The following is a 24516-nucleotide window of genomic DNA, read 5'->3' as shown; positions in this document are numbered from 1 at the left end:
CGTTGACAGGCACGTTTCTGCATGATCAGAAGTGCCCAATAGCCTTGATAAACAAGGGCGTTGGAGGGTCTGGCCGTCATGTGTCACGTGTCCGGACGGATGGGCCTGCCCTTGGGGCGATGTTTCGAAGAGGTCTCAACTCACCTCTTCGGGGGACGCGCGCCACGGCGCGAGCCACCGGCGCGCGCCAGGGTGCGGAGCGCTCCCCCTCATTCCGGGGCCCACCGGGCGAATCCCCGTTCCGCCCATTCGCAGCGGCTGCCAATCCTCTTAAGGTGAGCAGTATTGATGTGTACAGACGGTCGAGGAGGACCTGCGGTGAGCGAGACGAGCCCCAAGCTGCGTGCGGAACTGGACGGCGTTCCCGCCTATGTGCCGGGCAAGCCGGCGGCGGCGGCCGACGGGCCGGTCGCCTTCAAGCTGTCCTCCAACGAGAACCCCTACCCGCCGCTGCCGGGCGTGATGGAGTCGGCGCTGGCCGCGGCCGCGCAGTTCAACCGCTACCCGGACATGGCCTGCACCGGTCTGATGAACGAGCTGGCCGAGCGTTTCGGTGTGCCCGTCTCGCACCTGGCCACCGGGACGGGGTCGGTCGGTGTGGCGCAGCAGCTGCTCCAGGCGACCTCGGGGCCGGGCGACGAGGTCATCTACGCCTGGCGCTCCTTCGAGGCGTACCCGATCATCACGCAGGTCAGTGGGGCCACCTCGGTCAAGGTGCCGCTGACCGACCGTGAGGTGCACGACCTGGACGCGATGGCGGACGCCGTCACCGACCGCACCCGGATGATCTTCGTCTGCAACCCCAACAACCCGACCGGCACCGTGGTGCGCCGGGCGGAGCTAGAGCGGTTCCTGGACCGGGTGCCCTCCGATGTGCTCGTGGTGCTGGACGAGGCGTACAAGGAGTTCATCCGCGACCCCGAGGTCCCGGACGGCATCGAGATCTACCGGGACCGGCCGAATGTGGCGGTGCTGCGCACCTTCTCCAAGGCGTACGGCCTGGCGGGGCTGCGGGTGGGCTTCGCCGTGGCGCACGAGCCGGTGGCGGCGGCGCTGCGCAAGACGGCGGTGCCGTTCGGTGTGAGCCAGGTCGCCCAGGACGCGGCCGTCGCCTCGCTGCGGGCCGAGGACGAACTCCTGGGCCGGGTGGGGTCCCTGGTGGGTGAGCGGCAGCGGGTGCAGGAGGCGCTGGCGGGTCAGGGGTGGACGGTGCCTGAGTCCCAGGCCAACTTCGTCTGGCTGCGGCTGGGGGAGCGTACGGCGGACTTCGCCGCCGTCTGCGAGAAGGCCGGTGTGGTGGTCAGGCCGTTCGCCGGCGAAGGCGTGCGCGTCACGATCGGTGAGTCCGAGGCCAACGACGTGTTCCTCAAGGTGACGGAGTCGTACCGCCAGTCGCTGTAGTCCCGGCGCGGCCCGTTCCCGGGGTCCCGGCCCCGTATCTCGTGCGCGAGGTGCGGGGCCGTTCGCGTGCGCGGGCACGGTGCGACGAAAGGGGACCCCCCGGTCATCACTCCCGAAAGCGTGTGCGCCATAATTGCTTGTGAATGTGAACGCGTTCACAAGCGTGTCCTGTTCCTCCCGTGATCGGGTGGATTCACAGGACAAACTGCCGGTGTAGCAACGGCGACGTAAGGAGAGACGACGTGGAGCTGGCTCTGGCGCCGGAAACGCTGGCGCGATGGCAGTTCGGAACGACCACCGTCTACCACTTCCTCTTCGTTCCCCTGACGATCTCTCTGGCCGCGCTCACCGCGGGCCTGCAGACCGCCTGGGTGCGGACCAACAAGGAGAAGTACCTCAGGGCCACCAAGTTCTGGGGAAAGCTCTTCCTGATCAACATCGCCATGGGCGTCGTCACGGGCATCGTCCAGGAGTTCCAGTTCGGGATGAACTGGTCCGACTACTCGCGGTTTGTCGGCGACATCTTCGGCGCCCCGCTCGCGTTCGAGGCCCTGATCGCGTTCTTCTTCGAGTCCACCTTCATCGGGCTGTGGATCTTCGGCTGGGACAAGCTGCCGAAGAAGATCCACCTCGCCTGCATCTGGCTGGTCTCGATCGGCACGATCCTCTCGGCGTACTTCATCCTGGCCGCGAACTCCTGGATGCAGCACCCGGTCGGCTACCGCATCAACAAGGAACGCGGCCGCGCCGAGCTCACCGACTTCTGGCACGTGCTGACGCAGAACACCGCGCTCACGCAGTTCTTCCACACCATCACGGCGGCCTTCCTGGTCGGCGGCGCGTTCATGGTCGGCATCGCCGCCTTCCACCTGGGGCGCAAGAAGCACATCCCGGTGATGCGGACCTCGCTGCGGCTGGGCCTGATCACGGTCGTCGTCGCCGGCCTGCTCACCGCGATCAGCGGCGACCAGCTCGGCAAGGTCATGTTCAAGCAGCAGCCGATGAAGATGGCCGCCGCCGAGGCGCTGTGGGACGGACAGAACTCCGCGCCCTTCTCGATCTTCGCCTACGGCGACGTGAGCAAGGGCCACAACTCCGTCGAGATCTCGATCCCCGGGATACTGTCCTTCCTCGCGGACGACGACTTCAACTCCTACGTCCCCGGCATCAACGACATCAACAAGGCCGAGCAGGAGCGCTTCGGACCCGGCGACTACCGGCCCAACATCCCCGTCGCCTTCTGGAGCTTCCGGTGGATGATCGGCTTCGGCATGGCCTCCTTCGCCCTCGGGATCCTGGGGCTGTGGCTGACCCGGAAGAAGTTCCTGCTGCCACCGGGGCTGCGCACCGGTGAGGACGAGGTGCCCCATCTGGTGCTCTTCCGGAACAAGGCACTGAGCCCCAGGTTCGCGCGGGTCTACTGGTTCCTCGCGCTGTGGACGCTGCTCTTCCCGCTGATCGCCAACTCCTGGGGCTGGATCTTCACCGAGATGGGCCGCCAGCCCTGGGTCGTCTACGGCGTGCTCCAGACCCGCGACGCGGTCTCCCCCGGTGTCTCGCAGGGCGAGGTGCTCAGCTCGCTGATCCTCTTCACCGCGCTCTACGCGATCCTCGCGGTCATCGAGGTCAAGCTGCTCCTGAAGTACATCAAGGCCGGGCCGCCGGAGCTCACGGACGCCGACCTCAACCCGCCCACCAGGATCGGCGGCGACCACGACGACGCCGACCGCCCCATGGCCTTCTCCTACTGAGCGCACAGGGAGCAGAGAGATGGAACTCCACGACGTCTGGTTCGTGCTCATCGCCGTCCTCTGGACCGGCTACTTCTTCCTGGAGGGATTCGACTTCGGGGTCGGGGTGCTCACCAAGCTCCTGGCCCGGGACCGCACCGAGCGCAGGGTGCTGATCAACACGATCGGGCCCGTCTGGGACGGCAACGAGGTCTGGCTGCTGACGGCCGGAGGAGCGACCTTCGCCGCCTTCCCCGAGTGGTACGCCACGCTGTTCTCCGGCTTCTACCTCCCGCTGCTGATCATCCTGCTCTGCCTGATCGTGCGGGGCGTGGCCTTCGAGTACCGGGCGAAGCGGCCGGAGGAGCGGTGGCAGAACAACTGGGAGCACGCGATCTTCTGGACCTCGCTGATCCCGGCGCTGCTCTGGGGCGTGGCCTTCGGGAACATCGTCCGCGGCGTCAAGATCGACGCGGACATGGAGTACGTGGGCAACTTCTGGGACCTGCTCAATCCGTACGCGATCCTCGGCGGACTGGTCACGCTCTTCCTCTTCACCTTCCACGGGACGGTGTTCGTCGGCCTCAAGACGGTCGGGGACATCCGGAGCCGGGCCCGGGGGCTGGCGCTCAAGCTGGGCGGGGTCACCGCCGTGCTCGCGCTGGCCTTCCTGATCTGGACCCAGGCCGACGGAGGGGACGGCTGGAGCCTGCTCGCGCTGATCGTCGCCGCGCTGGCGCTGGTCGGGGCGATCGGTGCGGTGGCCGCCGGGCGTGAGGGCTGGTCCTTCGCGCTCTCGGGGCTGACGATCGCCGCCGCGGTGGCCATGCTGTTCCTGACGCTTTTCCCGAACGTCATGCCGTCGTCGCTGAACGACGCCTGGGGCCTCACGGTCACCAATGCCTCGTCCAGCCCGTACACGCTCAAGATCATGACCTGGTGCGCGGGGATCGCGACCCCGGTCGTCCTGCTCTACCAGGGCTGGACGTACTGGGTGTTCCGCAAGCGCATCGGTACGCAGCACATCGCCGAAGCGCACTGACCGCCCGGGACCCCGGCCGCGTCGGCGACGCGGCCGGGGTCCCGGGCCCGTCCTCTGGATCATGCCGAGCCGCATGGGGTGTTTCACGTGAAACCGATCGATCCGCGTCTGCTCCACCACGCCCGTGCCACCCGCGGCTTCCTGGCGGCCGTGGTGGTCCTCGGCGGGGCCGGGGCCGCCCTGGTCATCGCCCAGGCCATGCTGGTGGCCGAGGTGGTGGTGGGCGGCTTCGAGGACGGTCTCACCGTCTCGGGGCTGCGCACCCCGCTCCTGCTGCTGGCCGCGGTCGCGCTCGGCCGCGCGCTCGTCTCCTGGCTCACCGAACTGGCCGCCCACCGGGCCGGGGCGGCGGTCAAGTCCGAACTGCGCGGCCGGCTGCTGGCCAGGGCGGCGGAGCTCGGCCCCGACTGGCTCGGCGGCCAGCGCACGGGTTCGCTGGTGGCGCTCGCCACCCGGGGGATCGACGCGCTCGACGACTACTTCGCCCGCTATCTGCCGCAGCTCGGACTGGCCGTGGTGGTGCCGGTGGCGGTCCTGGCCAGGGTCGTCACCGAGGACTGGGTGTCGGCGGCGATCATCGTCGTCACCCTGCCGCTCATCCCGCTCTTCATGATCCTCATCGGCTGGGCCACGCAGTCGCGCATGGACCGCCAGTGGCGGCTGCTCTCCCGGCTCTCCGGGCACTTCCTCGATGTCGTCGCGGGGCTGCCGACGCTGAAGGTCTTCGGCCGGGCCAAGGCGCAGGCCGAGTCCATCCGCGCGATCACCTCCCAGTACCGCCGCGCGACCCTGCGCACCCTGCGGATCGCCTTCCTGTCCTCCTTCGCGCTGGAGCTCCTGGCGACGCTCTCCGTCGCCTTGGTCGCCGTCACCATCGGCATGCGGCTGGTCCACGGCGAACTGGACCTCTACACCGGCCTCGTGGTCCTCATCCTGGCGCCCGAGGCCTATCTGCCGCTGCGGCAGGTGGGTGCGCAGTACCACGCGGCGGCGGAAGGGCTCTCGGCCGCCGAGGAGATTTTCGCCGTCCTGGAGACCGCGCCGCCCGCGGGCGGGACGGCCGGGGTGCCGGCCTCGCTGCGGCTGGAGCTGGAGGACGTGACGGTGCGCCACGCGGGACGCTCCGAGCCCTCGCTCTGCTCGGCGTCCCTGGCGGTCGAGGAGGGGGAGACCGTCGCCCTCGTCGGCCCCAGCGGCGTCGGCAAGTCCACCCTGCTGAACGTGGTGCTCGGTTTCACCGCGCCCGACGCGGGGCGGGTGCGCGTCGGCGGGACCGAGCTGGCCGCCCTCTCCCCCGAACGCTGGCGCGAGCACATCGCCTGGGTGCCCCAGCGCCCCCACCTCTTCGCGGGCACCCTCGCGGACAACGTCCGCCTCGCCCGGCCCGACGCGGACGACGACGCCGTGGCAGCCGCGCTGCGCGACGCGGGTGCCGAGGACTTCGTCGCCGGGCTCCCCGACGGCGCGCGGACCCTGCTCGGTGAGGACGGTGCCGGACTCTCGGCCGGACAGCGCCAGCGGCTCGCCCTCGCCCGCGCCTTCCTCGCGGACCGCCCGCTGCTTCTGCTGGACGAGCCGACCGCGAACCTGGACGGGGAGACCGAGGCGGGCATCGTCGAGGCGGTACGGAGGCTGGCCGTCGGCCGGACCGTCCTGCTGGTGGTGCACCGCCCGGCCCTGCTGGCGGTTGCCGACCGGGTGGTGACCCTGGAACCGTCCCCGCGTACCGCCTCCGCCCCACTCCCGCGCCCGGCGGCGGCACCCCCATCCCGTACGGGGTCGGCGCCCGTGACCGGCCCGGTGCCCGGCACGGCGTCCGGGCCCGAGGTGCTGCGGGAAACGGAGGCGCACACCGGCCACGTCCTCACCCGGGTCCGGGAGGCGGCCGGCGCACAGCGCGGCCGGCTGCTGCTCGCCCTGTTGCTCGGAAGCCTGGCCCTGGGTTCCGCGGTGGGCCTGATGGCCGTCTCCGGCTGGCTGATCTCCCGCGCCTCCGAACAGCCTCCGGTGCTCTATCTGATGGTGGCGGTGACGGCGACCCGCGCCTTCGGCATCGGACGGGCGGTCTTCCGCTACGCCGAGCGCCTCGTCTCGCACGACGCCGTGCTCCGGATGCTCGCCGACCTGCGGGTGTCCGTCTACCGGGGCCTGGAGCGGATCGCCCCGGCCGGGCTGCGGCGGACCCGGCGCGGGGATCTGCTCTCCCGGCTCGTCGCCGACGTGGACGCGCTCCAGGACTACTGGCTGCGCTGGCTGCTCCCGGTGGGCACCGCCGTGGTCGTGGGCGTCGGCGCGGCCGGGTTCACCGGCTGGCTGCTGCCGGAGGCGGGACTCGTGCTGGCCGCCGGACTGCTGCTGGCGGGAGCGGGCGTCCCGCTCGTCAGCGGGGCCTGCGCCCGCGCGGCGGAACGACGGCTGGCGCCGGCACGGTCCGAGCTGGCCACCCGGATCACCGATCTGCTCGGCGGCACGGCGGAACTGACCGTCGCCGGAGCGCTCCCGGGGCGCCTGGAGCGGACGCGCCGGGCGGACGCCGTGCTGACCGCGATCGCCTCCCGGGCGGCGACGGCCACCGCGCTCGGCGGCGGGCTCGGGGCGCTGATCGCCGGTCTCACCGTCGTCGGTGCCGCCCTGGTCGCGCTGCCGACCGTGGCAGACGGGCGGCTGGCCGGCGTGGAGCTGGCCGTGGTCGTCCTCACCCCGCTGGCCGCCTTCGAGGCCGTGGCGGGTCTGCCGCTCGCCGTGCAGTACCGGCAGCGGGTCGCGCGCAGCGCCGAGCGTGTCTTCGAGGTGCTGGACGCGCCGGAGCCGGTCCGCGAACCGGTCACCCCGGCGGAAGCCCCCGCCTCGCCCTTCCCGGTGGAGGTGCGGGGGCTGTCGGCGCGCTACCCGGGCGCGGCGCGGGATGCCCTGGAGTCCGTCGACCTGACGCTGGTGGAGGGCCGGCGCATCGCCGTCGTGGGCCACTCCGGCTCGGGCAAGACCACGCTGGCCCAGGTCCTGCTGCGCTTCCTGGACGCGGGGGCCGGAAGCTACCGGATCGGTGGGGTGGAGGCGGCGGCGCTGGACGGGGACACGGTGCGGCGGTTCGTCGGCCTGTGCGCCCAGGACGCCCACATCTTCGACAGCTCGATCCGCGAGAACCTGCGGCTGGCCCGGACCGGCGCGACCGACGCCGAACTGCGCGAGGCGCTCGGCCGGGCCCGGCTGCTCGACTGGGCGGAGGCGTTGCCCGACGGCCTGGACACGCTCGTGGGGGAGCACGGGGCGCGGCTCTCGGGCGGACAGCGTCAGCGGCTGGCCCTGGCACGGGCGCTGCTCGCGGACTTCCCCGTGCTGGTCCTCGACGAGCCGGCCGAGCATCTGGACCTGGAGACGGCCGACGCCCTGACAACGGACCTGCTGGCGGCGACCCGGGGCCGTACGACCGTGCTGATCACGCACCGGCTCGCCGGTCTGGAGGCCGTGGACGAGGTGGTGGTGCTGGAGGCGGGCGCGATCGTGCAGCGCGGCCCGTACGCGGTGCTCGCGGAGGTGGACGGTCCGCTGCGCCGGATGCGGGAGCGCGAGCGGGAGACGGAGGACGCGCGGGGCCGGATGGTGGGCGCGAGCGGCTGAGGGGGGCCGAGGGCGGCCGGCTGCGCTGCGGCGGTGCGGTCGCGCTGTTCGGGGCCCGTTCCCGGACGGCCCCGCTCCCTCTAGACGGCCCCGGCCCCGCTCCCTCCGGACGGCCCCGGGACTCTCCGGACGGCCCCGCGACTCTGCGGGATCGCCCGCGACTCGACTTTCCCCACGAAATAGGACTAACTACGCTCTGGGTATGGCAGAGCAGGATCCGCATCACTCGCTCGACGCCGCCACGGAGGCGACCCGCAGCCTCCAGGGCCTGTCCACGGAACTGACCGCCCGGGTGCCGAGGCTGCTCGAAGCCATGCGCTCGGTGGGCACGGGCCTCGAACTGCACTCCACGCTCGACCGGATCTGCGAGACCGCCGCCGAACTCGCCCATGCCCGGTACGCGGCCATCGGCATCGTGGACGCGGGGGGCGACGGGCTGTCCGATTTCGTCACCTACGGGGTGTCGGACGAGGTGGCGCGCCGGATCGGCCGCCGCCCGGACGGGCACCGGGGGCTGCTCGGCGCCCTCATCCACGACCCGCGCCCGGTGCGTCTGGCGGATCTCACCACCGACCCGAGGTGTGCCGGCTTTCCTCCGGGCCACCCGGAGATGCGGACCTTCCTCGGCGTGCCGATCCGGGTCCAGGGCGAGATCTTCGGCAATCTCTATCTGGCCGAGAAGGCCGGCGGGCAGGAGTTCAACGACTACGACCTGCACATGGTCCGGGTGCTGGCCACCGAGGCGGGCATCGCCATCGGCAACGCGCGGCTCTACGAGGCGGCCCGGCAGCGCGAGCGGTGGATCGACGGCTCGGTGGCCGTGACGACCGCCCTGCTCTCGGGCGGCGACGCGGACGACGCGCTGTCGGTCGTGGCCGAGCAGGCCCGCCGTCTCGCCGGGTCGGATTCCGGCATCGTGCTGCTGCCGGCCGAGGACGGGGGCCTGGAGATCGTCGCCGTGTCCGGCGAGGAGCCCTCGGCATCCCTCGGGACGATCTTTCCGGCCCACAGTCCGGTGGTGGCGAAGCTGCTCGACGGCGAAGCCGTCTTCATCGACGACGCGGCCACCGACGCGCGCATCGTCTCCGGTCTCGCGGACCGCTTCGGCGCGAGCATGCTGCTCCCGCTCCAGAGCGGTGGCCGGGTGCTCGGTGCGCTCGCCACCCCCCGCGCGCGGGGCGGCCGGCCGTTCACGGAGGCGGAACGTACGCTGGCCACGCAGTTCGCCTCGCAGGCCGCCCTGGCCCTGATGATGGCGGAGGCCCAGCGGGACCGGGAGCGGCTGGCCGTCTACGAGGACCGCGACCGCATCGCCCGCGATCTGCACGATCTGGTCATCCAGCGGCTGTTCGCCACCGGAATGATGCTGGAGAGCGCCCAGCGCCGGTCGGACGTGCCGGAGGTGCGGACGGGCGTGGGCCGGGCGGTCGACGAACTCGACGTGACCATCCAGGAGATCCGCACCGCGATCTTCGCGCTCCAGCAGGAACCGGCCGAGGCGCCCTCGGGGCTGCGCACCCGGGTGCTGCGCGAGATCAACATGGCGGCCGTTCCGCTGGGCTTCAAGCCGGGCCACCGCTTCATCGGCGCGGTCGACGCCCTGGTGGGCGAGCTGACCGGGAAGAACCTGATCGCCGCGCTCCGGGAGGCGCTGTCCAACGCCTTCCGGCACGCCGACGCGGCCCGGATCGACGTGGTGGTGGACGCGACCGCGAGCCTGCCGGACGGGCGGGACGCGGTACGGCTCTCGGTCGCCGACGACGGGGTGGGCATTCCGGAGGGCGGCCGGCGCAGCGGGTTGCGGAACCTGGCCCGCCGGGCGGAGTCGCTCGGCGGGTCCAGCTGGTTCGAGCCCGGGATCGGGGAGGGCGGCGGGGGGACGACCGTGGTGTGGCAGGCCCCCCTGTGAGGCCGTCAGCGGTCGGCGTGCGCCCGGGTGCGTTCGGCGACGATCCGCTCGATGACGAGGGCGACGCCGTCCTCGTTGTTGGTGGCCGTACGGCCTGAGGCCGCGGCGAGCGCGGCCGGGTGGGCGTTGCCCATGGCGTAGGAGCTGCCCGCCCAGCGGAGCATCTCCACGTCGTTCGGCATGTCGCCGAAGGCGACGACCTCGGCGGGGGAGATCCCTCGCTCGGCGCAGCACAGTTCCAGCGTGCTGGCCTTGGAGACGCCGGGGCCGCTGACCTCCAGCAGTGCCGTCGGGCTGGAGCGGGTGAACGAGGCACGCTCGCCCGCCACGCCGTGCGCCAGGGCGAGGAAGTCGTCGGGAGCCAGGGTGCCGTGGTGGGCCAGGAGCTTCAGTACGGGGGCGCCGGTGCCGGCCACCGCCTCGTGCAGGAGCGTTTCTGCGACGGCGGTCGTGGCTCCGGGGTCGAGGTGGAAGGGCGGATAGGCGGGTTCGTAGTGGATCCCGGTGGCCAGCTCGACCGCGAACGCCGTGCCGGGGGCGGCCGCGCGCAGCGTGTGCACGACGTCCAGGGCGATGGCTCGCTCCAGCTCCCGGACCTTCAGCAGCCGGCCGCCGTCGTGGAGATCGGCGACGGCGGCGCCGTTGGCGCAGATCGCCAGACCGTGCCCGTGCACATGGTCGCTGACGACGTCCATCCAGCGGGCGGGGCGGCCCGTGACGAAGAAGACCTCGATCCCGGCCTCCTCGGCGGCGGCGAGCGCCGCGACCGTGCGCTCCGAGACGGTCTTGTCGTCCCGCAGAAGGGTGCCGTCCAGATCGGTGGCGATCAGCCGGGGAGCGGCTGGAACGGGCTGTTCGGTAGCTGAGGTCACCGCTCCATTCTCGCGTACGCGCGTGCACGGGCGTGCGGAGGGGCGCCCATCTGAGTGCGCGTGCCGCTGAACAGCGGGTATGACTTGGGCATATGACAGCGGTGTCCTGGGCGGCTCTGCAGAGGCCGGGGGGCGTCACGCGGGCGGGCCGATCCGAAGGGGCCGGGGTGCCGTTCCACCCGGTCGCCTGGCCGGAATCCGACCCGGTATCCCGACCGCCTGTTTGACTGCTCTCGGTATGTTTCCCGTGAAACCACGCGGCCCGGCCCTCGGCGCGAGCGTGTCCGTGGCGCCGATGGGGCGCCACCTCGCGAGGGCCGGCGCGCGACGAGGGGTGGGCCAATGCGACCGTCGGTTCAGGACCTCCGAATCAGGGGCGCCGCCTTCCGGGAGCTCCACCGGGGGCCGGGCGCGTTCGTCGTCCCCAATCCCTGGGACGCCGGAACCGCCCGCATGCTGGCGGGGATGGGATTCCCGGCCCTGGCCACGACCAGCGCCGGTCTCGCCGTGTCCCTGGGCCGCCCCGACGGGGCCAACGGACTGGACCGCGCCACGGTGATCGCCAATGCCCGGGAGATCGTGGAGGCCACGGAGCTGCCCGTCTCCGCCGATCTGGAGAGCGGCTTCGCGGCCGCACCGGACGGGGTCGCCGAGACCTTCGCCGCCGCCGGGGCCGCAGGGCTGGTGGGCGGGTCGATCGAGGACGCGACCGGACTGGCCGACGATCCGGTGCGCTCCCTCGCGGAGTCCGTGGACCGGGTGGCGGCGGCGGTGGAGGCCGCGCGGGCCCTGCCGTTCCCGTTCACCGTCACCGCCCGCGCCGAGAACTTCCTCTACGGCCGCCCCGATCTGGACGACACGATCCGCCGGCTCCAGGCGTACGAGGAGGCGGGCGCAGATGTGCTCTACGCCCCGGCGCTGCCCTCCGCCGAGGCCGTACGGGCGGTCTGCTCGTCGGTCGGCAAGCCGGTCAACGTGCTGGCCGGGAGCCAGCGGCCGGCCCTGAGCGTCTCCGCACTCGCCGCATGCGGGGCCCGCCGGATCAGCCTCGGCTCGACCCTCTTCCGCGCCGCGCTCGGCGGCTTCGTCCGGGCGGCACAGGAGGTGCTGGACGACGGCACCTTCGGCTTCACCGCGGATGCGCCGCCCTACAGCGAGGTGAACGGGTGGATGGCCCCGGAGCCCGGCCCGGGGCGGTGACCGGCCCGCTCCGGTGGGACACACGGAGTGCCCGACGTAGGCTCGCTCCATGAGCCCGCGTCTGAGTACCGTGATCCTTCCCGTCGACCGCTGGCACGAGGGCGGACGGGCGAAGTGGCAGCGTGCCGAGGAGTTGGGGCTGCACGCGGCGTACACGTACGACCATCTCTCCTGGCGCGCCTTCCGCGACCGGCCGTGGTTCGGCGCGATTCCGACGCTGACCGCCGCGGCGGCGGTGACCGGGACGATCCGCCTGGGCACCCTCGTCACCTCGCCGAACTTCCGCCACCCGGTCACGCTGGCCAAGGAGCTGATCTCGCTCGACGACGTCTCCGGCGGGCGCGTCACGCTCGGCATCGGCGCCGGAGGCAACGGCTTCGACGCGACGACGCTGCGGCGGGCGGACGAGGAACCCTGGACACCGCGTGAACGTGCGGACCGCTTCGGGGAGTTCGTCCCGCTGCTCGACGCGTTGTTGCGCGAGCCCGCCGGACTGACGTCCGAGGGGGCCTTCTACGCGGCCACGGAGGCGCGCAATCTGCCGGGCTGCGCACAACGTCCGCGTCTGCCGTTCGCGGTCGCCGCCACCGGGCCGCGAGGGCTGCGGCTGGCCGCGCGGTACGGGCAGGCATGGGTGACCACGGGCGATCCGTCGCTGTACGAGGCGGGCAGTGCGGCGGAGTCGCTCGACGCGCTCCGGGGGCAGATCACCCGTCTCGGCGAGGCGTGCGGCGACATCGGCAGGGACGTGGACGACCTCGACAAGATCCTTCTCACGGGCTTCACCCCGGAGTTCAATCCGGACCTCACCGGGGGCCGGCTGGGCCCGTTCGCCTCCGCGGACGCGTTCGTGGACTTCGCGGGCCGGCATGCGGAGCTGGGCTTCACGGAGATCGTGATCCACGCACCCGTGCCCGCCGGAAGTCCGGAGTTCAGCGCGGCCGTGGCGGACCAGAAGCTCTTCGAGGAGATCGTCACCCGGGGGCTCGACCAGCTCGCCGGGTAGGGCCTTGCGTCCGGATCAGCCCGGCAGCCGGAGGAACCGTGCGGGCACCGCGTCGGCGAGCCACACGCCATTGGCGCTGACCCGGAAGACATGTCCCTGGCGGTGCATGGCGCCCGCGTCCACGGACAGCACCACGGGGCGGCCGCGCCGGGCCCCGACGCGGGTCGCGGTCTCGCGGTCGGGCGAGAGGTGGACGTGGGTGCGGTTCATGGGCCGCAGTCCCTGCTCCCGGATAGGCTCCAGGAACCGGGCGACCGTGCCGTGATAGAGGTACGCGGGCGGCTCGGCCGGCGGCAGTCCCAGATCCACGTCCACGGTGTGGCCCTGGCTGGCCCGGATGCGGTCGCCCTCGATGGCGAAGCGCCGCTTGTCGTTCGTCGCCACGACGTGGTCGAGTTCCGCCCGGGTGAGCGGGACCCGGTGGCGGGCCAGGGCCTTCAGCAGGTCGTCGATCGCCACCCAGCCGTGGGCGTCCAGTGTGATCCCGATCCGCTCGGGCTGATGGCGCAAGTGTTTCGACAGGTACTTGGACACCTTGACGGTGCGTCTCTCATCCATGGGATGTTCACTCATGGACTCAGAGTGCCGGGCGGCCCTCCTCCCGTGCATCCGGATTTGGGGGCCGACTGCCGCCCGTGGTTCTTCGCTTCAGCAATGCTCGTCCACAGGTTTGATCCACAGCCAACTGGAGTTATCCACAGGGGTCTTGGCGATTCTGTGGACAACCAGCAGGCGTATTAGTCGACTTGCTCAAGTTTGTCCGCATGAGCATGAGATGGGGTAAGTGCGTCCAATGTCCTTGCCTGTACCTCGCGTTCGGCGGCAGCGGCGATGAAGGCGGTCGCGTTCTCGCGGCCAACCAGCCGTTCCACCGCGGCGATCGTCTCCGGCGGCAGGGGCACAGAAGCGGGCGGCGGAGCCGAGGAGGGCGAGGTGAAGGGGCCCTCCGCCGCCAGATGATGCTCCAGATGGCGGGTGGCGAACGTTCGCATGGCCCTGGCGAGTTCGGCGTCCACCGTCTGCTGGGCCAGCGGACGCAGCCGCCGCACCATCGACGCGGCTTCCGCCGCGTCCGCGTCCGTCGGCGGCCGATGCCCGAGATAGCGGGCGAAAACATGCTCGGTCGTGAACTCCAGGAAGCGCGACGCTATGTGCTCCACCTGACCCCGAAGTTCCCTCAGGTGACCGGCAATCGCCCCCAGCGGAACCCCGGCTGCGGACAACTCCACGGCCACCGCCAGCTCTTGTGGGCTGGGCACCAGGAACTCGTCGTCGCGCCCCGGGATGCGCTCCAGCACGCCCAGGTCCACCGCCTCCATGACCGCCTCGTCATCGGGCCGGCCGCCGAACCGCTCCTCCAACTCCGCCCGGGTGATGCGGTCCGCCCGCTCGTCCGTCCACGGACCGTGCACCTCGGCCACGAGTCCGAGGACCCCGCCGAGACCCCGGCCCGTGTCCCAGGCGTCCAGCAACTCCTTGATGCTGGCCAGGGTGTAGCCCCGGTCGAGCAGATCGGCGATCTGCCGCAGCCGGGACAGATGCGTGTCCCGGTAGACATTGGCCCGGCCGCGCCGCTCCGGGGTCGGCAGCAGGCCCCGGTCCTGGTAGGCGCGGATGGTGCGGACCGTGGCGCCGCTCGCGTGCGCCAGGTCCTCGATCCGGTACTCGGCGGCGCTCCGGCCGGCCGCCGACGGCCCGGTCCCGCTCACAGCGGCGGCTTCAGCCGGGCCACCCGGCGCAGCGTCCCCGGGCTGACCCGTGAGAGGAAGCGGGCCGCGCGGGACTCCGGTGTCACCGGCACCACCGCCCGGTTGCGCACCACCGCGTCCAGGATCGCGTCGGCGACCTTCTCCGGCGGATAGTTGCGCGCCCCGTACAGCTTGCTCGTGCGCTTCCGCAGCCGCGCCTCCTCCGTCGCACCGACCCCGGCGAACCGCGCGGTCGAGGTGATGGGGGTGTTCACGATGCCGGGGCAGACCGCGCTGACCCCGATGGACTTCTCGGCCAGCTCGGCGCGCAGGCACTCGCTGAGCATGAGCACTGCGGCCTTCGACGTGCTGTACGCGGGCAGGGCGCGCGAGGGCTGATAGGCGGCGGCCGAGGCCGTGTTGACGATGTGGCCGCCCTGGCCCCGGTCGGCCATCTGCCTGCCGAAGAGCCGGCAGCCGTGGATGACCCCCCACAGGTTCACGTCGAGCACCCCCCGCCACTGCTCGGGGGTGGTGTCCAGGAACGGCCCGGAGAGCCCGATCCCGGCGTTGTTGACCAGCACATCGACGATCCCGTAGTCGGCGGCGACCTTCTCCGCCAGCTTCTCCATCGCCCCCTCGTCGCTCACGTCCACCGTCTCGGCCCAGGCCGCCGGGGCGCCGATCAGCCGGCACAGCTCCGCCGTGCGCCGCGCCCCCTCCGCGTCCCGGTCCACGGCCACCAGCCGTGCCCCCGCCTCCGCGAACGCGAAGGCCGTCGCCCGTCCGATCCCGCTGCCCGCGCCCGTCACCAGCACCAGCTGCCCGGCGAACCGCTCCGCGTACACCCCCTTCGGCACCGCCTCCCGCACGGGTGAACCGGGCTCGGCCGCCGCCTCGTTGGCTGTCACGAACTCGCCGATCCAGGCGGCCAGCTGGTCCGGCCGGGTGCGCGGCACCCAGTGCTTGGCGGGCAGCGCCCGTCTGGTCAGCCGGGGGACCCATGTGTCGAGGTCGTCGTACAACTCCTCCGAGAGGAAGACGTCACCGGTCGGGGTGATCAGCTGGACCGGGACATGGGCGAACGCGTCGGAGCGCGGCCGGCGCAGCCGGGCCCGGACGTTGTCCCGGTAGAGCCAGGCCCCGTGCGCCGCGTCGTCGGGCAGGGACGCGGTGGGGTAGTCGCCCGCGGGCACCTTCTCCAGCCGTTCCAGGATGCGGGGCCACCGCTTGCCCAGCGGCCCGCGCCAGGCAAGCTCCGGCAGCACCGGCGTATGCAGCATGTACACGTACCAGGACTTCGCGCCCTGGCCCAGCAACTGGCCGACCCGGCGCGGGGTCGGCCGGGACATGCGGCGTTTGATCCAGTGCCCGAAGTGGTCGAGCGACGGACCGGACATGGAGGTGAAGGAGGCGATCCTGCCCTCGGTGCGGGCGACCGTGGCGAATTCCCAGGACTGCACCGAACCCCAGTCGTGCCCGACCAGGTGCACCGGACGGTCCGGGCTCACCGCGTCGGCCACGGCCAGGAAGTCGTCCGTCAGCTTCTCCAGCGTGAAGCCGCCGCGCAGCGGGGCGGGCGCCGTCGATCTGCCGTGACCGCGCACGTCGTACAGCACGACGTGCCACTCCTCCGCCAGACGCACGGCGACGTCCGTCCAGACCTCCTTGCTGTCCGGATAGCCGTGCACCAGCACGATCGTGGGGCGCGTCTCGTCGCCCAGCTCGGCCACGCACAGCTCGATGCCGCCCGTGGACACCGTGCGCTCGCGCGCCCCGGTCAGACCTCGCGGACTCACGCCGCCATCCTCTCCTCGGCCCAGCGCCGCACATGCGGCAGATCGTCGTCCAGCCAGAAGGCGCTCTCCTCGGGGTCCCGGGAGTCGGTGACGACCAGGATCTCCTCGAACTTCGCGCCGGTGCCCCGGAATCCGAGGTGCGGTTCCACCGCCCACAGCCCCGGCCGGGGCGGATGGTCGGAGAATCGGTACGGACTCCAGAGCGGCGACCAGCCCTCCCGGTGCCCGTGCATCGCGTCGCTCAGCAGCCCCTTCAGCGACTGCGTGCCGAACCCGAACACCTGCGGCGACCAACGGCGTTCACGCACCCGGTCGACCTTGTGGGCGATGACGCCGAAGGGGTAGGCGCGGTGCCGGTTGGCGTACCCCTGCCGGATCATCAGGCGCTCCACGTCCTCGTAGATCTCGCGCAACGGGCGTCTTTCGCGCACCTCGCGCAGGATCAGTGCCCGGTGGTCGGCCAGATCGTCGAGCATCCGGTCGTGCAGCGGATTCGGGCCCAGGCAGCCCGAGTAGCCGATGTCCGCGGTGAATCCCCTGTGGACCGGGGCCATGTCGAGGATGAACGGCATCCCCGGCTCCAGCCGGCGGTCGGTGGGGAAGAACTGCAACGGCACCCTGAAGCCGGTGAACGCCGTACGGTCGCCGAACCAGGCGAACGGCAGATGGAACCAGTCGCGCACCCCGCGCTCGCGCAGCCAGGTCCGCTGCATCCGCGCCGCCTCGCGCTCCGTCACCCCCGGCCGCAGCCGGGCCGCGACCGCTTCCGCGCAGGCGTACGCGAGCCGCTGCACTTCCCTGAACCCCCGGAGCTCCGAGGCCTGTTCGGTCGAGACGCGCGAAGTCATGCCACCGTCCGTTCCCTGCCGTGTGCGGTACGTGCCCGTAACGTGACACTGATGAATGTGACAATGTCCGGCGGCTGCGTCAAGGGGTCGTGCCGGGCCTGTGGACAACCCCGCGGCGTACCCGTCCGGCCGGCTCCACCGGTCCGGCCCGCGTCGTCCTTCGTGGGGTGCCCCTACGGGGCCGTACGTCTGGAGGCTGACGGGAATCCAGCCGTCAGGTCTGACGACCGGTGTGGCGCGCGCCACTACCGTCGATGACGTGAATGTCATTGCGGCTGAAGGCCTGAGCAAGCGGTTCCCCCGGGTGACCGCGCTTGACCGGCTCTCCTTGGACATCGGCCCGGGTGTGACCGGGCTGGTGGGCTCCAACGGGGCCGGCAAGTCCACGTTGATCAAGATCCTTCTGGGTCTGTCCCCCGCGACCGAGGGCCGTGCCGAGGTGCTCGGCCTCGATGTCGCCACCAGCGGCGCCGCGATCCGGGAACGGGTCGGCTACATGCCGGAGCACGACTGCCTGCCGCCCGACGTCTCGGCCACCGAGTTCGTCGTGCACATGGCGCGGATGTCCGGTCTGCCACCCACGGCGGCCCGCGAACGGACCGCGGACACGCTGCGCCACGTCGGGCTCTACGAGGAGCGCTACCGCCCCATCGGCGGCTACTCGACCGGCATGAAGCAGCGCGTGAAACTGGCCCAGGCCCTGGTCCACGATCCGCAGCTGGTCCTTCTCGACGAGCCGACCAACGGCCTCGACCCGGTCGGCCGGGACGAGATGCTCGGCCTGATCCGCCGGATCCACACCGACTTCGGGATCTCGGTCCTGGTGACGTCCCACCTCCTGGGCGAACTGGAGCGCACCTGCGACCACGTCGTCGTGATCGACGGCGGATCGCTGCTGCGTTCCAGCTCCACCAGCGACTTCACCCAGACCACCACGACCCTCGCGGTCGAGGTCACCGACAGCGACACCCACCCCGACGGCACCGACGCGCTGCGGCGCGTCCTCACCGGCGCGGGCGTCACCCTGCTCGGCCTCGACGGGCTGGACACCCAGGGTCTGCCCGGGGCCGGCCACATCCTGCTCGTCGAGGCGACCGGCGAGGAGACCTACGACCTCGTGCGCGACAGCGTGGCGGACCTCGGGCTCGGCCTCGTCCGGATGGAACAGCGCCGTCACCACATCGCCGAGGTCTTCCGTACCGAGGGGGAACCGGCGGCACACGCCCAGGCCCCCGCCCCGGCCGTGCCGGCCGGGGCCGTACCGCAGAAGGGGAGCGGTCGCGATGAGCACTGAGACCGGCGCCGCGACCGGGAGCGAGACCTCCCGGATCCACAACATCGGCTACCGCGCCTACGACGGCCCGCGCCTCGGCCGCGCCTACGCACGACGGTCGCTCTACTCGCAGTCGCTGCGCGGCTCCTTCGGACTCGGCCGCTCGACCAAGTCCAAGGTGCTGCCCATGCTGCTGTTCGGCGTGATGTGCCTGGTCGCGGCGATCCTCGTGGCGGTCGCCATCGCGACCCCGAACTCGACGAAGCTGCCGATCAAGTACACCTCGTTCGCGATCTACCTCCAGGCCGTCATCGGCCTGTTCCTGGCCGCGCAGGCACCGCAGTCGGTCTCCAGGGACCTGCGGTTCAAGACCGTGCCGCTGTACTTCTCGCGGCCGATCGAGCGGGCCGACTACGTGCTGGCCAAGTTCGCCGCGATGGTCACGGCGCTGCTGGTGCTCACCGGCGCGCCGCTCGTCGTGCTGTACGTGGGCGCGCTGCTGGGGAAGTTCGACTTCGCGGACCAGACCACGTGGTTCGCCCAGGGGATGGTCTCGGTGGCCCTGCTCTCCGTGCTCTTCGCCGGTCTCGGCCTGGTCATGGCCGCGCTCACCCCGCGCCGCGGTTTCGGCGTCGCCGCCGTCATCGCGGTGCTGACCATCACCTACGGAGCGGTCAGCACCCTCCAGGGCATCGCCTGGTCCACCGGATCCACCGGCGCGGTGCCGTGGCTGGGACTGTTCTCACCGATCACGCTCGTCGACGGGGTGCAGACCGCGTTCCTCGGCGCGACGTCCGCCTTCCCCGGAGGGGAAGGCCCGGGGGCCGGGGCCGGAGTGGTCTACCTGATCGTTGTTCTCGCGCTCGTCACCGGCTCCTACGCCGTGCTGATGCGCCGCTACCGGAGGGTCGGGCTGTGACCACCATCGAGATCGACCACACGTCCCGCTGGTTCGGCAATGTGGTCGCCGTCAACGACGTGAGCATGACCGTGGGTCCGGGCGTGACCGGTCTGCTCGGCCCGAACGGCGCCGGCAAGTCCACGCTGATCAACATGATGGCCGGGTTCCTCGCCCCCTCGACGGGCGCGGTCACGCTCGACGGGCAGCCGATCTGGCGCAACGAGGCGGTGTACCGGCAGATCGGGATCGTGCCGGAGCGCGAGGGGATGTACGACTTCCTCACCGGGCGCGAGTTCGTGGTGGCCAACGCCGAACTGCATGGTCTGGGTGACGCCGAGGCGGCGGCCGCCCTGGCCACGGTCCAGATGGAGTACGCGCAGGACCGCAAGATCTCGACGTACAGCAAGGGCATGCGCCAGCGCGTGAAGATGGCCTCGGCGCTCGTGCACAACCCTTCGGTGCTCTTGCTCGACGAGCCCTTCAACGGTATGGACCCGCGTCAGCGGATGCAGCTCATGGACCTGCTGCGGCAGATGGGGGCGGAGGGCCGTACGGTCCTCTTCTCCTCCCACATCCTCGAAGAGGTCGAGCAGCTCGCCTCGCACATCGAGGTGATCGTGGCCGGCCGCCATGCCGCGTCCGGCGACTTCCGCAGGATCCGCCGGCTGATGACGGACCGTCCGCACCGCTATCTCGTGCGCTCCAGCGACGACCGCGCCCTGGCCGCCGCGCTCATCGCCGATCCGTCGACCGCCGGGATCGAGGTCGACCTCGGGGAGAACGCCCTGCGGATCCAGGCCGTCGACTTCGGCCGCTTCACCACGCTGCTGCCCAGGGTGGCGCGCGAGCAGGGCATCCGCCTGCTGACCGTATCCCCGTCCGACGAGTCCCTCGAATCGGTCTTCTCGTATCTCGTAGCGGCCTGAGTAGTGGCCTGAAAGGAGCGGTGACGTCATGTACGACCCCACCGTCGCCCGGCTCACCTACCGGGCCCTGCTCGGTCGGCGCCGGGCCGCCATCCTCTTCGTCCTGCCCGCCCTGCTGATCGTCATCGCGATCGCGGTACGGATGTTCGCGGGCGCGGACGACCAGGTGGCCTCGGACGTCCTGGGCGGATTCGCCATCGCCACCATGGTGCCGCTGATCGGCGTGATCGCCGGTACGGGTGCCATCGGTCCGGAGATCGACGACGGATCGATCGTCTATCTGCTGTCGAAGCCGGTGAAACGTCCCACGATCATCTTCACCAAGCTGATCGTGGCCGTCGCGGTGACCATGGTGTTCTCGGCGGTGCCGACGATGATCGCCGGACTGGTCCTCAACGGCAACGGCCAGCAGATCGCGGTGGCGTACACGATCGCGGCGCTGGTCGCGTCGATCGCGTACAGCGCGCTCTTCCTGCTGCTGGGCACGGTCAGCCGGCACGCGGTCGTCCTCGGGCTCGTGTACGCGCTGGTGTGGGAGGCCCTGTTCGGCAGCCTGGTGCCCGGCGCGCGCACGCTCAGCGTCCAGCAGTGGTCCCTGGCCCTGGCCGAGAAGACCGGCGGGGGCGGCACCATCACCTCGGACGTCGGTCTCCCGGCCGCGACCGTGCTGCTGATCGTGGTCACGGTCGTGGCGACCTGGTACGCGGGCCAGAAGCTGCGCACGCTGAAGCTCGCCGGCGAGGAGTGAGACCGCGGGTCCTGTGAAACCCCCGTTCCTTCCGGAACGGGGGTTTCCGCATATCGGACAGTCCTACGCGTGACTGTACGGATATCGGCTCGTTGTTCCAGTTGCGTGGAGGCACCTGGAATCCGTGGCGTCGTGGCTTTCGTGAAATCGAGGAAGGCCGATGCGGCGGGGCCGTGGCCCCGTCGGTCGGTCCATGAGTGAGTGGCAACCGTGAGCGTCCTCCGCCCCTGAAGCCCGGGGAGTGGGCCGCCCGTTCGTTCCCTCACGAAGGAAGATCCACCCATGCCCACGGAAGTGGCCCTGCTCGAATCACGCGCGCTGCGCATCGAACAGATGGGGCGTGTCGACGCCCTCGACAAGGTGAAGAGTCTTGTCATGCTCCCGGACGGAGTTCACGTTCGCACCGAGGACGTGGCGCGGTACTTCGAAGTATCCACAGGCGCCGTCAGGAGGCTGACCGACCGCCATCAGGAGGAGTTCACGGAGAACGGCATGCGGGTGCTCCGAGGCTCTGAGCTGCGGTCCTTCCATAGCGACATGATGTCGCTATGGGGTGGCGGGGAGGGGGAAAGTTATCCACAGGCAGCCACTCAGCTGCGCCTCTTCACCCGCAGGACCGTCCTCAACGTCGCCATGCTGCTTCGCGACAGCGACATCGCCCGATGCGTGCGTACGTATCTCCTCGACGTCGAACAGGACGCGCGCGCGGGATACGCCTCGCTCGAACACCGGGTCACCCGGGTCGAAAGCTGCCTGGCCGGTGTGGGTGCCGCTCTGCAGGAGCTCGGGCCGGTCCTCGGGCGGATGTCGCACCGGCTGGACAGCCTCGACCGGAGGCTTGAGGTCACTCATCAGGTGGTCGGCGCCATGAGCGTCCGGCTGACCGGGGTGTCCGACGACATCGCCCGGCTCGACGGGCGGATGGACGCGCTGGCCCGCGGCCTGAAGGACCTCAACCGCCGGAACAGGAACCGCTGAAACACCCCGGTGGCCGGTGCTGTCCCGACGCGTGTTCACCGGGCGCTCATCGCGCGCTCGCCGAATATGGGTGGCACCGGCCGCCGGGCACCGGGCACAGTGAACGGAGACGGCATACGCCGGACCGGCGTCCGCCGGGTGCGGCACCACAGACCGGGAGAGGAGCGCGACGATGACCGAGAGTCCGAGTCCGTCGAGCTCCCCACAGGGCATGCCCGAGCCGGCACCGGAGTAGTCAGCGACTGCTCCGCCGCGCCGCTCCGAGCAGCACGCCCGGGGCGGCCGTTCCGCGCGGTGCGCGCGGCCGCCCTCCCGGAGGATTGGCCGAGTGGTAAGGCAGCGGCTTGCTAAGCCGTCGTCGGGGCCGTGAACCCCGCGCGCGTTCGATCCGCGCATCCTCCGCCGAAGGCCCGCCGGCCGCCGGTACCTACAGCAACTGCTCCAGGGCGACCGCGATGCCGTCGTCCTCGTTGGACGCGGTGACCTCGTGAGCCACGGCCTTCAGATCGTGGTGGGCGTTGGCCATGGCCACGCCGTGCCGGGCCCAGGCGAACATCGGGATGTCGTTCGGCATGTCGCCGAAGGCGATGGTGTCCGCCGCCTTCACGCCCAGCCGGCGTGCGGCCAGCGACAGACCGGTCGCCTTGCTGAGGCCGAGCGGCAGGATCTCCACGACGCCCGGACCCGCCATGACCACGTCCACCAGATTGCCGACCGCGGCCCGCGCGGCCTTCGCCAGTGCGTCGTCGTCCAGTTCCGGATGCTGTATGTACACCTTGTTCAGCGGGGCGGACCACATCTCGGAGGCGTCCTTGACGGGGACGGCGGGCAGCGGTCCCTCCTGGACGCGGTATCCGGGACCGACCAGCACCTCGCCGTCGAGCCCGTCGCGGCTCGCGGCCAGGGCCAGCGGGCCGACCTCGGCCTCGACCTTGGACAGGGCGAGCCCGGCGAGCTGGCGGTCCAGCGTCAGCGAGGTCAGCAGCCGGTGCTCGCCCGCGTGGTAGACCTGCGCGCCCTGGCCGCAGACCGCGAGGCCCTCGTAGCCCAGGTCGTCCAGGATGTGCCGGGTCCACGGGACGGCCCGGCCGGTGACGATGATGTGCGCCGCACCGGCCGCGGTCACCGCGGCCAGTGCGGCGCGCGTGCGCCCGGAGACCGTGTCGTCGCCACGCAGCAGCGTGCCGTCGAGGTCGGTCGCGACGAGCTTGTACGGGAAGGTCACTTGGCGACCGGCTCCAGCAGCTCGCGCCCGCCCAGATACGGCCGCAGCACCTCGGGCACCCGCACCGAACCATCGGCGAGCTGGTGGTTCTCCAGGATCGCCACGATCGTGCGCGGGACGGCGCAGAGCGTGCCGTTCAGCGTGGCCAGCGGCTGGAGGACCTTCTTGCCGTCGCGGTTGTCCCGCATCCGCACGGAGAGCCGGCGGGCCTGGAAGCCGTCGCAGTTGGACGCGGAGGTCAGCTCGCGGTACTTGCCCTGGGTCGGGATCCACGCCTCGCAGTCGAACTTCCTGGACGCCGAGGCGCCCAGGTCGCCGGTGGCGACGTCGATGACCTGGAAGGGCAGGCCCAGCGCGGTGAGCCACTGCTTCTCCCAGTCCAGGAGGCGCTGGTGCTCGGCCTCGGCGTCCGCCGGGTCGACGTACGAGAACATCTCGACCTTGTCGAACTGGTGGACCCGGAAGATGCCGCGGGTGTCCTTGCCGTACGTGCCGGCCTCGCGGCGGAAGCAGGGGGAGAAGCCGGCGTAGCGCAGCGGCAGCCTGTCCGCCTCGATGATCTCGTCCATGTGGTACGCGGCGAGCGGGACCTCGGAGGTACCGACCAGGTAGTAGTCGTCCTTCTCCAGGTGGTACACGTTCTCCGCGGCCTGACCGAGGAAGCCGGTGCCCTCCATGGCGCGCGGGCGGACCAGCGCGGGGGTGAGCATCGGAATGAAGCCGGCCTCGGTGGCCTGGGCGATCGCCGCGTTGACGAGGGCGAGCTCCAGCAGCGCGCCCACGCCCGTGAGGTAGTAGAAGCGGGAGCCGGACACCTTGGCGCCGCGCTCCATGTCGATCGCGCCGAGCGCCTCGCCGAGCTCCAGGTGGTCCTTGGGCTCGAAGCCCTCGGCGCCGAAGTCGCGGATGGTGCCGTGCGTCTCCAGGACGACGAAGTCCTCCTCGCCGCCGACCGGCACGTCCGCGTGGACGATGTTGCCGAGCCGCAGCAGCAGGCTCTTGGTCTCCTCGTCGGCCTCGTTCTGGGCGGCGTCGGCCGCCTTGACGTCGGCCTTGAGCTGCTCGGCCCGCTTCAGGAGCTCGGCGCGCTCCTCGGGAGTGGCCTTGGAGACGAGTTTGCCGAGCGATTTCTGCTCGGAACGGAGTTCGTCGAACCGGACCCCGGACGACCTGCGCCGTTCGTCGGCGGAGAGAAGGGCGTCGACGAGGCCGACGTCCTCTCCACGGGCGCGCTGGGAGGCGCGAACACGGTCGGGGTCCTCACGAAGCAGGCGAAGGTCAATCACCCCTCCAGGCTACCGGTGTCGGCTTCCCCCACTCGAACCGATATCTCCAAGCGTGTCACTTTGCCC

Annotated in this window: 19 protein-coding genes and 1 tRNA gene; 13 read left to right on the top strand and 7 right to left on the bottom strand. The window is 71.3% G+C overall.

Features of this window, described 5'->3' with window-relative positions; genetic code table 11:
* The first annotated feature begins 318 nt into the window (after positions 1-318).
* The 5 genes from hisC (at position 319) to ACWCXC_RS02385 (ending at position 9700) form a co-directional block, all read left to right on the top strand.
* Complete coding sequence (hisC, locus tag ACWCXC_RS02405; RefSeq protein ID WP_450682492.1) at positions 319-1401, top strand: histidinol-phosphate transaminase; 1083 nt, start codon at positions 319-321, stop codon at positions 1399-1401.
* Positions 1402-1643: 242 nt separating this feature from the next.
* Positions 1644-3152 (top strand): cytochrome ubiquinol oxidase subunit I, encoded by a 1509-nt coding sequence (locus ACWCXC_RS02400; protein WP_450682491.1) that lies wholly within the window; start codon positions 1644-1646, stop codon positions 3150-3152.
* A gap of 19 nt (positions 3153-3171) precedes the next feature.
* On the top strand, positions 3172-4173 hold the full coding sequence (gene cydB / locus ACWCXC_RS02395; RefSeq protein WP_450886107.1) for a cytochrome d ubiquinol oxidase subunit II: 1002 nt from the start codon (positions 3172-3174) through the stop codon (positions 4171-4173).
* An 87-nt stretch (positions 4174-4260) separates the two neighbouring features.
* Positions 4261-7791, top strand: coding sequence for a thiol reductant ABC exporter subunit CydD (gene cydD / locus ACWCXC_RS02390; protein ID WP_450886105.1), 3531 nt, complete (start codon positions 4261-4263; stop codon positions 7789-7791).
* Positions 7792-7993: 202 nt separating this feature from the next.
* Positions 7994-9700 (top strand): GAF domain-containing sensor histidine kinase, encoded by a 1707-nt coding sequence (locus ACWCXC_RS02385; protein WP_450682488.1) that lies wholly within the window; start codon positions 7994-7996, stop codon positions 9698-9700.
* Between the two features lie 5 nt (positions 9701-9705).
* Here the strand turns inward: ACWCXC_RS02385 and ACWCXC_RS02380 are convergent, their stop codons facing one another.
* Positions 9706-10572, bottom strand: coding sequence for an HAD-IIB family hydrolase (locus ACWCXC_RS02380; protein WP_450682487.1), 867 nt, complete (start codon positions 10570-10572; stop codon positions 9706-9708).
* 342 nt (positions 10573-10914) lie between these two features.
* Between ACWCXC_RS02380 and ACWCXC_RS02375 the strand changes: the two genes are divergently transcribed.
* Positions 10915-11772 (top strand): isocitrate lyase/PEP mutase family protein, encoded by an 858-nt coding sequence (locus tag ACWCXC_RS02375; protein ID WP_450886102.1) that lies wholly within the window; start codon positions 10915-10917, stop codon positions 11770-11772.
* A 49-nt stretch (positions 11773-11821) separates the two neighbouring features.
* On the top strand, positions 11822-12778 hold the full coding sequence (locus ACWCXC_RS02370) for an LLM class flavin-dependent oxidoreductase (RefSeq protein ID WP_450886100.1): 957 nt from the start codon (positions 11822-11824) through the stop codon (positions 12776-12778).
* A 15-nt stretch (positions 12779-12793) separates the two neighbouring features.
* Here ACWCXC_RS02370 and ACWCXC_RS02365 read toward each other — a convergent pair whose 3' ends face one another.
* The 4 genes from ACWCXC_RS02365 to ACWCXC_RS02350 all read right to left on the bottom strand — a co-directional run bounded on the left by ACWCXC_RS02365 (position 12794) and on the right by ACWCXC_RS02350 (position 17113).
* Positions 12794-13336 carry an RNA 2'-phosphotransferase gene (locus ACWCXC_RS02365; RefSeq protein WP_450886098.1) on the bottom strand — a complete coding sequence of 181 codons (543 nt, stop codon included), beginning with the start codon at positions 13334-13336 and terminating at the stop codon, positions 12794-12796.
* A 179-nt stretch (positions 13337-13515) separates the two neighbouring features.
* On the bottom strand, positions 13516-14487 hold the full coding sequence (locus ACWCXC_RS02360) for a MerR family transcriptional regulator (RefSeq protein ID WP_450886096.1): 972 nt from the start codon (positions 14485-14487) through the stop codon (positions 13516-13518).
* Entirely contained in the window at positions 14484-16265 is a 1782-nt protein-coding gene (locus tag ACWCXC_RS02355) for an SDR family oxidoreductase (protein ID WP_450886094.1), read from the bottom strand. Before ACWCXC_RS02355 ends, ACWCXC_RS02360 begins: the two co-directional genes overlap by 4 nt.
* Positions 16262-17113 carry a M24 family metallopeptidase gene (locus tag ACWCXC_RS02350; RefSeq protein ID WP_450886092.1) on the bottom strand — a complete coding sequence of 284 codons (852 nt, stop codon included), beginning with the start codon at positions 17111-17113 and terminating at the stop codon, positions 16262-16264. Before ACWCXC_RS02350 ends, ACWCXC_RS02355 begins: the two co-directional genes overlap by 4 nt.
* A 259-nt stretch (positions 17114-17372) precedes the next feature.
* Between ACWCXC_RS02350 and ACWCXC_RS02345 the strand changes: the two genes are divergently transcribed.
* The 6 genes from ACWCXC_RS02345 (at position 17373) to ACWCXC_RS02320 (ending at position 22341) form a co-directional block, all read left to right on the top strand.
* Positions 17373-18407 carry an ABC transporter ATP-binding protein gene (locus ACWCXC_RS02345; RefSeq protein WP_450886090.1) on the top strand — a complete coding sequence of 345 codons (1035 nt, stop codon included), beginning with the start codon at positions 17373-17375 and terminating at the stop codon, positions 18405-18407.
* Positions 18397-19305 (top strand): ABC transporter permease, encoded by a 909-nt coding sequence (locus ACWCXC_RS02340; protein WP_450682479.1) that lies wholly within the window; start codon positions 18397-18399, stop codon positions 19303-19305. Before ACWCXC_RS02345 ends, ACWCXC_RS02340 begins: the two co-directional genes overlap by 11 nt.
* On the top strand, positions 19302-20213 hold the full coding sequence (locus ACWCXC_RS02335; protein WP_450682478.1) for an ABC transporter ATP-binding protein: 912 nt from the start codon (positions 19302-19304) through the stop codon (positions 20211-20213). Before ACWCXC_RS02340 ends, ACWCXC_RS02335 begins: the two co-directional genes overlap by 4 nt.
* A gap of 28 nt (positions 20214-20241) precedes the next feature.
* Positions 20242-20961, top strand: coding sequence for an ABC transporter permease (locus tag ACWCXC_RS02330; RefSeq protein WP_450682477.1), 720 nt, complete (start codon positions 20242-20244; stop codon positions 20959-20961).
* A 282-nt stretch (positions 20962-21243) separates the two neighbouring features.
* On the top strand, positions 21244-21939 hold the full coding sequence (locus ACWCXC_RS02325) for a hypothetical protein (protein ID WP_450682476.1): 696 nt from the start codon (positions 21244-21246) through the stop codon (positions 21937-21939).
* Between the two features lie 314 nt (positions 21940-22253).
* Positions 22254-22341, top strand: a tRNA-Ser gene (locus tag ACWCXC_RS02320).
* Positions 22342-22366: 25 nt separating this feature from the next.
* Here the strand turns inward: ACWCXC_RS02320 and ACWCXC_RS02315 are convergent.
* Both ACWCXC_RS02315 and serS read right to left on the bottom strand, forming a co-directional pair.
* Positions 22367-23164, bottom strand: a complete 798-nt coding sequence (locus ACWCXC_RS02315; protein ID WP_450886086.1) for an HAD family hydrolase — start codon at positions 23162-23164, stop codon at positions 22367-22369.
* Positions 23161-24450, bottom strand: coding sequence for a serine--tRNA ligase (gene serS / locus ACWCXC_RS02310; RefSeq protein WP_450886084.1), 1290 nt, complete (start codon positions 24448-24450; stop codon positions 23161-23163). The genes ACWCXC_RS02315 and serS overlap by 4 nt, the downstream gene beginning before the upstream one ends.
* Between the last annotated feature and the right edge of the window lie 66 nt (positions 24451-24516).

This window comes from Streptomyces sp. NPDC001515, assembly GCF_053597115.1.
The sequence above is the reverse complement of the archived record's forward strand: the minus strand, read 5'-3'. Positions and strand labels throughout refer to the sequence as shown.

What these genes read in the sequence shown, in the direction of transcription:
- cydB (WP_450886107.1), top strand. Translation starts at nt 3,172, where the DNA reads ATGGAACTCCACGACGTCTGGTTCGTGCTCATCGCCGTCCTCTGGACC.
- ACWCXC_RS02385 (WP_450682488.1), top strand. Translation starts at nt 7,994, where the DNA reads ATGGCAGAGCAGGATCCGCATCACTCGCTCGACGCCGCCACGGAGGCG.
- ACWCXC_RS02375 (WP_450886102.1), top strand. Translation starts at nt 10,915, where the DNA reads ATGCGACCGTCGGTTCAGGACCTCCGAATCAGGGGCGCCGCCTTCCGG.
- ACWCXC_RS02370 (WP_450886100.1), top strand. Translation starts at nt 11,822, where the DNA reads ATGAGCCCGCGTCTGAGTACCGTGATCCTTCCCGTCGACCGCTGGCAC.
- ACWCXC_RS02365 (WP_450886098.1), bottom strand. Translation starts at nt 13,336, where the DNA reads ATGGATGAGAGACGCACCGTCAAGGTGTCCAAGTACCTGTCGAAACAC.
- ACWCXC_RS02350 (WP_450886092.1), bottom strand. Translation starts at nt 17,113, where the DNA reads ATGACTTCGCGCGTCTCGACCGAACAGGCCTCGGAGCTCCGGGGGTTC.
- ACWCXC_RS02340 (WP_450682479.1), top strand. Translation starts at nt 18,397, where the DNA reads ATGAGCACTGAGACCGGCGCCGCGACCGGGAGCGAGACCTCCCGGATC.
- ACWCXC_RS02330 (WP_450682477.1), top strand. Translation starts at nt 20,242, where the DNA reads ATGTACGACCCCACCGTCGCCCGGCTCACCTACCGGGCCCTGCTCGGT.
- ACWCXC_RS02325 (WP_450682476.1), top strand. Translation starts at nt 21,244, where the DNA reads ATGCCCACGGAAGTGGCCCTGCTCGAATCACGCGCGCTGCGCATCGAA.